This is a genomic window from Terribacillus sp. 7520-G, assembly GCF_002271665.1.
Lineage (GTDB): Bacteria > Bacillota > Bacilli > Bacillales > Amphibacillaceae > Terribacillus.
Map to the genome: position 1 here is coordinate 1 of NZ_NQFP01000008.1, position 11,987 is coordinate 11,987.

Below are 11,987 nucleotides of genomic sequence, written 5' to 3' on the forward strand. Positions count from 1 at the left end.
CAAGGGATTTGATTGATCAGGTTGATTTTTCTTGGATTTTATAGGTGACTTGGTTAATTAAATCTCAAAACCACTTTTTCTGCTGGAAAATTAAGCGGAGAGGGTGGTTTTTTTGTTGTTCAACGATGCTTTAAAGGAGTATGAATATCATTGTTTAGCTAGGGGTTATACAAAGAAGACAATGATAAATAAGAGGCAAGAGTATAAGCATCTTTATAATTTTTTAGCAGAGAAGAGAGGTGTTAAGGAACTCGAATCGATTACATTCCACGATCTAAGAGCTTACATACGTTTCAGACAGCAATCAGGAATTGAGCCATCAAGCATTCATTCTATGGCAAAGCAAGCTATAGCATTCTTTAATTGGTGTATTAAAGAAGAGTATCTAATAACTAACCCAATGGATAAGGTGGCCTTACCGAAGCTTCCTAAAAAGACTTTCATTGGATTTACTCTAAAAGAGGTTTTAAGCATGATACAGGCCTTTAATGATAAAGAGTACCTAGAGGTCAGAAACAAAGCCATAATCGCTATGATGGCTGATTGTGGGTTAAGAGGAGCATGGAGATAAGAGGGCTGCAAACGGAGAATGTAAAAGAGACTACGATCCTCGTTCAAGGAAAAGGAAATAAAGAGCGTGTTGTCTTTATTAGTCCTGCACTCAAGAAGATACTGATTAAATATGAGCGATTAAAGAAAAGCTACTTTGCAGATAAGCAAATAGGTGGCAATAATTATTTTCTTTCGTATCAGGGCTATGGGTTATCACATCCAGCTATACACAACTTAATTAAAGAAGCTGGTAGAAGAGCAGGAATAGAGAATGTTCATCCTCATAAGTTTCGTCATTTTTATGCTGTAGAGTCGCTTAACCAAGGCAATGATGTCTATTCACTATCAAGACTTTTAGGGCATTCTGAAATATCTACAACACAAAGATATCTGCAGTCCTTAAGTAGTGAGCAACTATCTAATAAAGCACTTTCAAGCAGCCCATTAATGAATAGGAGAACAAACTAACTAGCATTATTTCGGTATATGGATAACTTTATAATTTTAAAGGGGATTGAAAAAATGACTAAAAAAAGAGTTGATTGAAGTAGTATCTCAAAAAGTAGGGCTTACACAAGATCAAGTGAGTGCAGTACTTAGCAATGCAGTTATAACGATTGATAGTACTTTGGCAATAGGTGAAGAAGTTCAATTAACGAATTATGAGAGCTATGTAATCTGAAACTCTCACAGGATTAAATCACATAAATAAAAAAAGAAAAAGCCGAGCATAAGGGACGGCAATCCCTGCTCGACTTGTGGCGTACTAGGCCATTAAGTTATGTATCTTTACTATAAGCCATTTTCAAAAAGTTGGCAAGTAGTAGGCTTATTTAAGTGCGCCCTTTTCTAAATAAAGGGAGAGATATCATGCAGCAAGGAAACCTTGATCAATTTCAATCGTACAGCCAATTCAATAGTCTGAAGGACTTTAACAACAGTATGGAACAATGGCTGCTTCATATCAAGCAGGAGAAGCTCCTCACGCCTTCTCAGGTGATTGCAGTTAAAGCATTATCTAAATGGTGCGCTAAGATTCCGGGCATCTCCAATGCCCGCATATGCAAAATTGTGGCCAGTACATGGCTTAATGACAAGATTGGTATCAGTCGATCTACTTTTAAACGTGCCATCTCTAAATGTGTAGAGTTTGGTTTATTAGAGGTACATAACTTAAGTCGTAAAAACGGCAGCCAATCATCTAATTTGTATGTGTTTCAACCATTTACCACAATTTATGACAAGACCAAACAAAATGAACCACCTAAACAATTGAACCAGCCACAATACTATGAATCTAATACTATCAAACTAAACACTAATAAACGTAAGAACAACCCTGAAACTGACTTGGCAGCTGATTTCACTAGCGATTCAGTGCCAAAACCATTCAAAGAATTAGCAGCATCCTTTTTTAACTCTGCGAAACGCATTGAAGGTCTATGGACTCGGGTAGAAATCGCTGCATGGAAATATCTTTGTGATGATAAACCACAAGATAAGCTAGAGACAGCTATAGTATCTCTGCAGCAAGCAGTGCGATCATTGAAGCTTGGAAAGATTAAATTAAGCTTTGAACCGTATTTCTATGGAGTCCTGGAGTGCAAATTTAATGAGTTATTCTTAGCTGATTTAAACAATTTACAAGACGAATAAAAAACAGCCTAATTGGGCTGTTCTTCTAGTTGAATGATGTCGAATAAATCATCAAGAGTTATATCCAATACGACACATACTTGAGCTAATGTATGCCGTGATAAGTTAACCGCAGATCCATTAACAAGCCGTCGGATAGTTTCAAAACTAATGCCTGTGTCTTTTGAGAGTTGTCGGATAGTTATGTTTCTTTCTTGGATAATTTGATTTAAATTTGAATGCAAAGTGTATTTTGGCATTTTTATTTTCTCCTTTTTAAATAATTTCATTGACACAATCATAAGTCAATGATAGAGTAAACGTACTAGCAAATCAATAGTATTTGAAATCAAGGAGGAAATATCATGTCAAACAAAACAAACATCAGTCTAGGCAAAGAAATCAAAGAAGGATATAAAACTTATAATGTAATGAGCTATCTGCAAATCCCTATTTCTTTGGATGTTCCAGCTTTAAGCGAGGAGGAGGCACATGAGCTTATCCAATCGGCATTTAGTGAATGTATCCGTTCAATCGATTTAGAAATAGTGTTACAAGATGGGGAAGTCATCCGGCCTAACATATTAGATTCATCTTTAGAGGTCTCGGACGAGTATGATGCTCAGATTCGATAGAAAAATAAAAGCTCAAAGAGCTGTCCACTCTCTGAGCAAATTCTTCACGATAATATAATTATATAAAAATAATATACTACAATCAATCCTATTTATAATGAATGGAGTACAATAATGCCTAACTTAAACTAGTCTAATTTAAATAAGCATCAATTGGGGAGATATGCTGAATACTACGCTAAAATGGAGTTTGCATCGTATGGATATCAAGTCTTTACTCCAGAAGTTGATGATTATGGTGTTGAATTTATTGCGAGATTATCAGGTAATCCATTCGTTGAAGTGCAAGTTAAATCAGTTAGATATTCTAGTGGAAATTATATTCTCCTCAAGAAAAAGTATTTTGTTCCCAGAGAAGACTTGTATGTATACTTGGTTATTTTTTATTAAAGATGGATATCTTAAATATGTTCAAAATTGGTGAAGCGCAAATTGATATCTAACTTTATACAGATTTCTGTGCTATTCTAGGTTAAGAGTGGGCGGAGTGTCCACTCTAATAATCAAGATAGGAGTCAGCAATATGATTGAAATTAAGTTGGATGTGGAAGAATTATGTGAAATTATGAAGAAAAGTACAAGATTGCACTGAGAGGAGTATATTAAAATGCATAAAGATATTTTAAATGAGCAGGAAGAAGTACTTGCGATTGTAGACAGAGGAGAATATCAAATTGAAGTTATAAAACAAGAATTTGACACCAATATCGAAGACTTATACAAAGCATTGGCTAAAATACTCGTAGACGAGGCTTTGGGCAGGTAAGAAAGAAGGGATAAGATGGAACAGAGGAAGCAAAAAACTAAACACTACTATAAACTCTTAGAAAAGTGTAAAGTGGAGAATGAGCCAACCGATGAAGAAAAGGAAAGAATTAAACAAATAGCCAACAGTCCAGAAGTGATCGATTTTCTAAAGAGGATGTTTTTGAAGTACATGTAATTAAGAATGAGGGAGATCTACACTCTCTCATAGAATTATAAGTAAAATAAAATAATTTCCAATTCTATATTGACTCATTGTTTAGCTGAATAGTATATTAAGATAAACACAGAATTAAAAGAGGAATGACAAATAGCGAACGCATATCAAATTCCTTATAGGGAATGAATACCTTCGATTGTTTTGTCGACCATCCATTAGGTAGGTCTATTTTGTGTTTAATTTAATTATGGAGGTGTTAAAAATACCAATTAAAGTTGTGTAGTGTTTTTAGGATTCTTTTAAATAGTTTTAGCGATGTCATTGCATTAGCCAAAAGAATTATTTAATTGAATTAATAATATCTTAGCAGTTTCGAAATAAAAAATCAACGCTTTTTGCGTATTTTTTCCGTATGCGCAGATTGGGTTACAATTACTTCCTGACCCACTAGAGAGGAGGAATCAATAATCAGTAATCAGCAACAAAATAGACACACCAAAGTATCAGACATCATCACATCTGAAGACATATACTCATGGCATCCTGATCAGCTTATCACCATACGAGCAGGAACTGGAGCAGGGAAGAGTCACTTTATTAAGAATGATCTATACAACATAGCACAACAACAGAATAAGAAGATACTCATGCTTATACATAGGACGAATACCATTGATCAATTCAAGCATGAGATAAAGGAAGCTGGTAAGTCATCCACTATACATGTTAAGTCATACCAATCAATAGAGAAACTTAACACACACCATACTGAATTCAACTTTGATATGTACGATTACATTGTATCCGATGAGTTCCATTACTTTTTCTCAGATGCATCATTCAATAACTATACAGACTTATCACTTGCTGCAATTTTAGGAGCTAAGCATCAGATCAAAATATTTATGTCTGCTACCGGAGACTCAATGAAGTCTTATTTAAGCAAAGTACCTAACTATACAATCCAGGATTATTACTTACCTAATGATTACAGTCATATAAAGGAACTATCATTCTTCTATAAGAACGAAACAATAGAGGATATTATCAACCATGCTATAAAAACCAGAACTAAAACAATAGTCTTTTTAAATGACGTTGAGAAGGCGTATGAGCTGTATAAGCAACATAAACAGCATGCACTATTCAATTGTTCTAAAACTAATGGAAAAGGCTATTATCGCTATGTGGATGAAGAACAGATTAAAAACGTGTTAATGCGAGAAAAATTTGATCATCTATTGTTAATTACAACAACTTGTATGGATTCTGGATTGAATATTTGGGATGATTCACTTAAAAATATCATTTGCGATGTGACAGATGTCGATTCCTTAATTCAATGTATTGGTAGAAAACGCGTCGATTTGTTAAATAACCCTAATGACAAAGTGAATTTGTACATAAAAGCCTTAAATAAGCAGTCTTTAGCAAGATTGTATAACAGAAATAATTTCAAGCTTAAAATGGTTAAGAATTTTTTGAGTCATGGTGTTGAATCACTAATACAGAGTAATTATCGTCAAGTGGATCATGGACAGGTGCTTTATGATGATATCGATGAAAATGGTAATCTGGTCAAGAAGATAAACAAAACTAAATATGCAAAGCTAAATATAGATCAAGAGTTGTTGAACACTCTACGTACTAATTCTAGCAAGGATGTCTATTGTGAATTTATGGCAGACAGACTAGGACAAATAACTGCAGAGGGCACCACATACAGCATTATAGAGCACAATCAGGAGCGAGATGATTTAAATGAGTATCTGTATTATATGGTTGGTCAAGTTATGCTCACACGAGCTGATCGTGAGGAGCTAATAAATAAAATTAATATTAAACGAAATGGAAAACTACTCAAGAGCTTGAATAGTTTAAACGCTTATCTTGATGAAGCAAAGTATAACTACGCAATAAAACAATTCTCCACAAGTAGAATTATAGATGGTAAGAAAAAGAACTTTGCTAATGCATGGAAAGTAGTTAAGCTTGTAGGTTGATTTTTACCACTGTTTTTGGGTGATATGACTATTAGTAAACATCCAAATGTAGGGGTAACAAAAAGTTATCCAGGATAGCGAGCTCTGCTCGGTAGCCAACAAGCATTTCTCCCGTATGGAACAAGGGAAAATGCGCTGTTAAGGCACTTGACTTTGTACTTGTGTCTGCATAATACATAAATAATTAATATACAACGCTCAGCAAGCTTCCCGTTGTTGCATCCACCGAGCTGAAATGCGCTCGCTGGCTGACTTGAAAGAAAAATAAAATATAAATAGGAGATAGTTGGAATGGGAGCAGTTAAAAGAGATATACATAAAAATGAATACCCCTACTCTCTTATCACTTTCAGTGACATAGATGTAATTGAGGGGTTGATTAGAAACAGAAGTCAATTTGATGACTTTTACCAATTAAGCGAAATCCAAGAGAAGGATTTAGAGGAAATTGCAGATATTGCTATTCTACTCGCAGAGGAGCGATTGAACGCAAAGCGAAAAGAAGTATTTCTTAAAAAGCAGCAAGATGGTGATATACCATTACATAAAGAATTTAAGCCAGTAAGACTAATGGTTAATAGATATGAACCCTCGGAATGGGAAAAGTTCATCTCTGCTTCCCATTTGGCTCAAACAAATCCAGAGATAATCGCCATATATTCAGATTTAGAATATTACATAGCAACAGCACAGCTATCACCTAAACAGCAGAGAATCATCGCATTATTTGAAGCTGGACTTCGTGAGCCAGATATTGCTCTACTCTATAACCAACGAGCACAAAGTATAACAAAGAACTTAAAAACCGCGGGCAAAAAGATAAGAGATGAATATACGAAGCAATGGAAATATGCAATGGCTGATCAGGATTATATAAGAGTTCAATGGGACTATGTTGCATGTAAAGAGTGCAGAGAAATGCTACCTTTAACCGAAGATTTCTTTATAAAAGATAAGCAAAAAAACAATGGATTTAAAACAAAGTGCAAGAAATGCGCCTCCATGACGCAGAACGGATAAATTTCTCGATAAAAAATCGAATATATATATATGAGGGGGTAAGAACGGCATTTAAAAGTAAAATAAAATGAACCTCAACAGAGGCATCCAAATTATTGGGTGTCTCTTTTTTGCGTTCATTTGAATGCAACACAACACAACTAAACATAGAATTGCCATTTAATTTTGCGGCACGCAGGGATAGCGATATCATCCATCCCTATTAAATAAAAAAAGGATGGATGTCTAATGACAGAAATGTTGGTTAAAGATTTTATTACTACCCCGATTCCGGGGTTTCCGGATTATGAGGCTGATACATTAAATGGCCGGGTATGGTCAAAACGTTCAAATAAATGGCTTAGTACAACTCCTAATAGTAATGGCTATGTTTACGTGTATTTATCAAATAAACAGACTAATGTGAGAAGAAGTTATCCACTGCACAGAGTTATTATGGCATCAACTTTTGGAGATCCAAATATACTATATAACTTTAAAGAAACTGGTATAGAAGTAGACCATATTAATGAGAATCTCAAGCACGTTAATGGTATACATAATTTACAATTGACAACCAGAGAAGGTCAATACAAAAGAGAAAGTGTCCGAGCAAAAATGGGGAAAGGTAAGCGTCTAAATAAAGAAACAGCTGAGAAAATAATTAAAGAATATTACGAATGGCTTAAAAGAGGTAATAATAAAAAGATTGATTTCATCAAGAAAGTTTGCAATGAATACAGCCGTGAATATAGATCGACATATAATCTTATTTATGGAAGAGTTTATAAAGAACTACATAATAAATACGCTCCTATGAAAGAAAAAACGCTCCAATCGTAAGCGCAAGGCTCCCAACCATAAGCGCAAACGAAAGAAGCGTTAATCAATCACTATCAAATTATAAAGTTAATCACAATAATAGGCAAGGGGTCAGTCACCTAATAGGTGGCTTTTTTAGTAATTGGAGTGTATTTGCCACAGTCAAAATCAGAAACGATTGAAACAAAATGGGTAAGCATTATTACGAGAATATCTACAAAAAGAAAAATAAAAATTAATGGAGGTCGTTGATAATGGACGATAAGCTAATTGAGAAACTTAAACATGAATTTGGCATTAGAGTACATTCTGCACAGCCGATACCTGAAGCCTTTACAATGTGTCTTGGTGTGACTGAGCAACAGTTAAAATCAGATCACGGGTGTCTGTTAGCGCTTATTGGATTGTCAAGAATCACCAATGAAATTGTACAAACTGTCATTGGTCGCGACTTATTTACTCAAAGATATTGGGATGAGTACGGAGAAGAATTGTTGAAACCTGCAGACAGCATACTTACGGCAATTAATTACATAGTGGAAAGATATAAAGCGAGTGGTTATGCAATATGATACCTAGCATTCTGTTTTATGCAGGCTTGTCTATTTACGTTGTTGCTTATTTGGCTAGTTCGTGGGAAATGTCTAAACAGTTGTATAAGGATAAGAGTATGACAATGGTTGGAAGTCTTGCTGCCATATTGATCATAAACATCATTCTTGTTGTTCTAGGGCTAATTTATTACTTTCTTATAGGAGGATGGGCAAATGCGATTTAAAGACATTGATACTTTTTTGGATGCTAAGAAGGAATTTGATATTAGAGTTCGCGACGGTAGCACGGCTACAAAAGAGAGTCTTGGCACATTGGGGCTAGAAGTGAAGGACGTATTAAACAATCATGGCGCATCAATAGTTTTGCAAAAGATTAATCAGCTAGATGATGAGATTGCTAAGGTTACAACTGGCATCGGATTGTTTGGCGCTCAGTTTGAGGATATTTATCATCAAGCCTAAAAAGCGTTGTAATAAGGCAAGTTGCAGACAGCTTATAGACTTTGATCAAACCTTTTGTGATAAGCACAAAGGACATACCAACAAGCAATATAATTACGAGCGATATCGTAATGAACCTACATACATAGCTTTTTATAACTCTTCAGCTTGGAGAAAACTTAGAAGGCAAAAACTAATTGACCAGCCCTTGTGTGAGCGATGCTTGCGTAAGGGCTTTGTTACGTCGGCTACAATAGTCCACCACATTATAGAGACAAAAGTGGATTGGGATAAGCGATTAGACTGGGAGAACTTAGAATCAGTTTGCTTTGCTTGTCACAACAGAGTGGATCACAAATCTTAATAATCTAATCAAATTAAAGGATGGTAATGGGATGAATGAAACGAAAGAGATGCAGTATGTTGTTCATTATCTAAACGGTGATAAAGAGAATTATAAAGTCAATTCGGACGTTGCAGAGCATGCTAAGATAATGCTTGCCATTAACGAATTGCTAGAGAATGACAGCCCAGGAATGTTGTCAATGCCTGTTGGCGATAGAAATGTTGCGCTTATTAGAATGTCCCAGGTTCGCAAGGTCGGAGTCTTGGAGGTGGCTCAGTAATGAAGCAACTACAAGAAGCATTCAAAGAACTTTCAGACACACTCAATAATGCGTGGCGTAATATTGCGAAGGCTATTCAGCAGCCTATACATGACGGACGATTTAATAAAGAAGTGGAAGAGGTTATCGATCGTCATCTTGAAAGCATGGCCAATGAATTATGGGAAGCTATGCTCAAGTATGAAGACAAGGTCTCTGAGGATGTATACGAGAAAGTGCAGCACAAGCTAAAGTGTTTTGATAATAAGGACTACGTTGGATTCTTTAATGGTGGAGAAACATCTGAGGCTCAGGAAACTAAGCTTGATCTAGACGAACAGCTTATTCCACTGAAGAGTGTGGAGCATGGGAATTGGAGAAGAGCCACGGTAACAGGCGATGTCTTTTACAATGAGGCTTACTTTGAGGATGGCGAGGAAGTAGTAACCCATATCAACAATTCTCTGGATGGCTTATCTGCACCAAGTATTAAGCTGGTATCTGACAGACTAACAAACAATCTTAAAGAAGAGTATGCCGAAGCAACGGAAGAGTATGAAGCAATGACTAATAAGGAGATGAATAGGTGAGTAGGTTGGATGATCTGGAAGACTTCTAGGAGAAGAAGAGAGACACAGCAAAGCAATCAAATGAGCGAGTGGCGCAAGTGATAGCAGACTTAACATTGCTATATCCTAGCTTCGATAAAGAACAATGGGAACAGCTTGAAAGAGTTGTAGCGAAACAGTACGACCTTAAAGCATTCAGAGCAGACGGTGGACTAAGGCTCATGGATTACAGTACGAGAAATGTATACGATGAGAAGGGTAAGTTCATTGGAGTTATAACAGGAGCAATAGGATAAAGGAGATGGATGATATTGGAATACATTATAATCACACATGATAATGAGCTTATTAATATCAAGGCAGATGCAGTTAAATTTAGTGTCGAGAACATTGCATTTGTAAATAAAGGTGAAGACGGTGATTTATATGATACAGTCGCATCCTTGCAAGTAATTAACGTTAAAGAAGTAATGCCTGATTTTATTTAGGTGAAAAGAATAAATAAAGCCCCCACCAAAAGAAACCCCCTAACTTTTTAAGCTTATAAACTACGGTGCGGAGGCTTCTTTGATAAATTTTCCCGAAATGAAATATTGAGTTTTTACATATCCCAAAATTACAAGGAAGTAGGTGAGTAAATGGCAGGGAGAAAACAAAAGTTGCTGAATGCTTCCAATAAAAATCTGACTAAAGAAGAAATAGCAGAGCGCGAAGAAGTTGAACAGCAGCTGTATGAGATTGAGCAGTTAGACCCTTACACCATCCCTACTTTCTTGGATACAAGGGGTAAAAAGGAATGGAAAAGGGTCGCTCCCTTGCTGCTTGATTTGCCAATTAGTGAATTGGATAGAGCATTGCTGGCCACGTATTGTTCTTGGTATTCGATTCATCAGCAGGCTGTGCTGGATATCAAAAAGCTTGGTATCAAGGTTGAAGAAAAGAATAGCAAAGGCGATATTGTGAGCAAGCAAAATCCAAGTATCAATATAATGAAAAACGCTAGTTCAGAAATTAAATCGATTGCTGGCCAGCTTGGATTATCCATTGATAGTCGTTTGCGTATTATTGGTTCAAATAAAGATGATGACGACGAAAGCGACCCTGTGAAGGGGTTGATCTAATAAGTGCCACATGATTTTACAACAGAATATGCACAGAATGTCGTAGATGGAAATATTGTTGCAGGTAAAAAGATTATTCAAGCCTGTCAAAGACATCTGAACGATTTAAAGCGTGCAAAATCAGATGATTATGAGTTTCACTTTGTCCCCGAAGAAGCCTCTAAAATAGTTAATTTTATCGAAATACTCCCCGACCCCGATAGTGGGAAAGAATTAAAACTTGCACCCTTCCAAAAATGGTTACTTGGTTCGCTTTATGGGTGGAGATTCAAGGACGACAATTCCCGCAGGTTCTCCCGTGCGTTAATTTCTATGGCACGTAAACAGGGTAAGACAGTAATTGTCTCTGCAATAGGCAGCTATGAACTACTGGCAGGCAATTATCCAGAGAGGAATAGACAGATACTGTTTACAAGTAACGCCATCAAACAGGCTAGGATAGGCTATGAGATGATGCAGGATCAATTCAGGCTTATATCTAAGAAGAGTAAGACTATCCGAAAACGTATAAAGGTGCTGGATAAGGAAATAAAGGATCAATTAAGTAACAGCAAGGCCAGAGCAATGGCTTCTGATTCATCCACAATGGATGGATTTGCGCCTACGGTTGCTGTAATCGATGAATTTCACGAGTCCAGAGATACAAAGATGTACGATGTTCTTAAGTCTGGTATGATCCGGCAGAAGAATGGATTGCTTGCTATTATCTCTACAGCTGGTCTCAACTTAAATGTACCCATGTATGCAGAGTACAAGTATTTAGATAAAGTCCTAAATGGCGAAGTTGAGTCAGAGCGCTACTTCATTGCTATTTATGAGCAAGACAGTGAGGAAGAAATACATAAGCCAGAGCTATGGGAGAAATCCAATCCTCTTCTTTGTATCCCCGAAGGGCGAAAGACAGCCATTGACAATATCCAGGATGATCTTAAAAAGGGATTAGACGAAGACAATATTAATGGTGTTTTAGTTAAGAACTTCAATATGTGGAGACAGGCATCTGAAGACAGCTATATGTCAGGCCGAGATTGGGACAAGTGTCTAGTGAAAGAACCAGTAGACATACGTGGCAAATCGGTTTATTTTGGCGTGGACTTAAGTAAGAATGACGACTTAACAAGTGTTT

General features: G+C 36.3%; 18 protein-coding genes. 17 read left to right on the forward strand and 1 reads right to left on the reverse strand.

The genetic code is table 11. The features are described from left to right. Window positions 1–115: 115 nt before the first annotated feature. The 4 genes from CHH53_RS17600 to CHH53_RS03925 all read left to right on the forward strand — a co-directional run bounded on the left by CHH53_RS17600 (window position 116) and on the right by CHH53_RS03925 (window position 2,208). Window positions 116–571, forward strand: coding sequence for a tyrosine-type recombinase/integrase (locus CHH53_RS17600; RefSeq protein ID WP_233134822.1), 456 nt, complete (start codon window positions 116–118; stop codon window positions 569–571). Next, entirely contained in the window at window positions 562–1,020 is a 459-nt protein-coding gene (locus CHH53_RS17605) for a tyrosine-type recombinase/integrase (protein ID WP_233134825.1), read from the forward strand. Before CHH53_RS17600 ends, CHH53_RS17605 begins: the two co-directional genes overlap by 10 nt. 70 nt (window positions 1,021–1,090) lie before the next feature. Then, window positions 1,091–1,234 (forward strand): HU family DNA-binding protein, encoded by a 144-nt coding sequence (locus CHH53_RS17865; RefSeq protein WP_095214822.1) that lies wholly within the window; start codon window positions 1,091–1,093, stop codon window positions 1,232–1,234. 188 nt (window positions 1,235–1,422) lie between these two features. Next, the gene (locus CHH53_RS03925; RefSeq protein WP_095214823.1) at window positions 1,423–2,208 is read left to right on the forward strand and encodes a hypothetical protein; all 786 of its coding nucleotides are present in this window, start codon (window positions 1,423–1,425) and stop codon (window positions 2,206–2,208) included. Window positions 2,209–2,216: 8 nt separating this feature from the next. Here CHH53_RS03925 and CHH53_RS17870 read toward each other — a convergent pair whose 3' ends face one another. Beyond that, on the reverse strand, window positions 2,217–2,489 hold the full coding sequence (locus CHH53_RS17870; RefSeq protein ID WP_095214824.1) for a helix-turn-helix domain-containing protein: 273 nt from the start codon (window positions 2,487–2,489) through the stop codon (window positions 2,217–2,219). Between the two features lie 63 nt (window positions 2,490–2,552). Between CHH53_RS17870 and CHH53_RS03935 the strand changes: the two genes are divergently transcribed. From CHH53_RS03935 to CHH53_RS03995, 13 genes are all read left to right on the forward strand, one after another. Next, the gene (locus tag CHH53_RS03935; protein ID WP_095214825.1) at window positions 2,553–2,822 is read left to right on the forward strand and encodes a hypothetical protein; all 270 of its coding nucleotides are present in this window, start codon (window positions 2,553–2,555) and stop codon (window positions 2,820–2,822) included. A 607-nt stretch (window positions 2,823–3,429) separates the two neighbouring features. After that, window positions 3,430–3,588 (forward strand): hypothetical protein, encoded by a 159-nt coding sequence (locus tag CHH53_RS17255; protein ID WP_158221473.1) that lies wholly within the window; start codon window positions 3,430–3,432, stop codon window positions 3,586–3,588. Window positions 3,589–4,274: 686 nt separating this feature from the next. After that, on the forward strand, window positions 4,275–5,750 hold the full coding sequence (locus CHH53_RS03945; RefSeq protein ID WP_369819858.1) for a DEAD/DEAH box helicase family protein: 1,476 nt from the start codon (window positions 4,275–4,277) through the stop codon (window positions 5,748–5,750). A gap of 291 nt (window positions 5,751–6,041) precedes the next feature. After that, a complete protein-coding gene (locus CHH53_RS03950; RefSeq protein WP_095214828.1) occupies window positions 6,042–6,770 on the forward strand; it encodes a hypothetical protein in 729 nt (242 codons plus the stop codon). A 228-nt stretch (window positions 6,771–6,998) separates the two neighbouring features. Beyond that, on the forward strand, window positions 6,999–7,592 hold the full coding sequence (locus tag CHH53_RS03955) for a hypothetical protein (RefSeq protein WP_095214829.1): 594 nt from the start codon (window positions 6,999–7,001) through the stop codon (window positions 7,590–7,592). Window positions 7,593–7,825: 233 nt separating this feature from the next. Continuing rightward, window positions 7,826–8,143: a hypothetical protein gene (locus tag CHH53_RS03960; RefSeq protein WP_095214830.1), complete on the forward strand. Its 318-nt coding sequence runs from the start codon at window positions 7,826–7,828 to the stop codon at window positions 8,141–8,143. A gap of 195 nt (window positions 8,144–8,338) precedes the next feature. After that, window positions 8,339–8,587, forward strand: a complete 249-nt coding sequence (locus CHH53_RS17105) for a hypothetical protein (RefSeq protein WP_143594459.1) — start codon at window positions 8,339–8,341, stop codon at window positions 8,585–8,587. Further along, window positions 8,514–8,930, forward strand: a complete 417-nt coding sequence (locus tag CHH53_RS03970) for an HNH endonuclease signature motif containing protein (RefSeq protein WP_095214836.1) — start codon at window positions 8,514–8,516, stop codon at window positions 8,928–8,930. The genes CHH53_RS17105 and CHH53_RS03970 overlap by 74 nt, the downstream gene beginning before the upstream one ends. Window positions 8,931–8,961: 31 nt before the next feature. Then, on the forward strand, window positions 8,962–9,192 hold the full coding sequence (locus CHH53_RS03975; protein WP_095214832.1) for a hypothetical protein: 231 nt from the start codon (window positions 8,962–8,964) through the stop codon (window positions 9,190–9,192). Beyond that, window positions 9,192–9,761, forward strand: a complete 570-nt coding sequence (locus tag CHH53_RS03980) for a hypothetical protein (RefSeq protein ID WP_095214833.1) — start codon at window positions 9,192–9,194, stop codon at window positions 9,759–9,761. The genes CHH53_RS03975 and CHH53_RS03980 overlap by 1 nt, the downstream gene beginning before the upstream one ends. 290 nt (window positions 9,762–10,051) lie before the next feature. Beyond that, complete coding sequence (locus CHH53_RS17260; RefSeq protein WP_158221474.1) at window positions 10,052–10,228, forward strand: hypothetical protein; 177 nt, start codon at window positions 10,052–10,054, stop codon at window positions 10,226–10,228. A gap of 150 nt (window positions 10,229–10,378) precedes the next feature. Then, window positions 10,379–10,861, forward strand: a complete 483-nt coding sequence (locus CHH53_RS03990; RefSeq protein WP_095214835.1) for a phage terminase small subunit P27 family — start codon at window positions 10,379–10,381, stop codon at window positions 10,859–10,861. A 3-nt stretch (window positions 10,862–10,864) separates the two neighbouring features. Continuing rightward, window positions 10,865–11,987, forward strand: a 1,123-nt coding sequence (locus CHH53_RS03995) for a terminase large subunit (RefSeq protein ID WP_143594460.1), incomplete at its 3' end; no start/stop codon positions are given.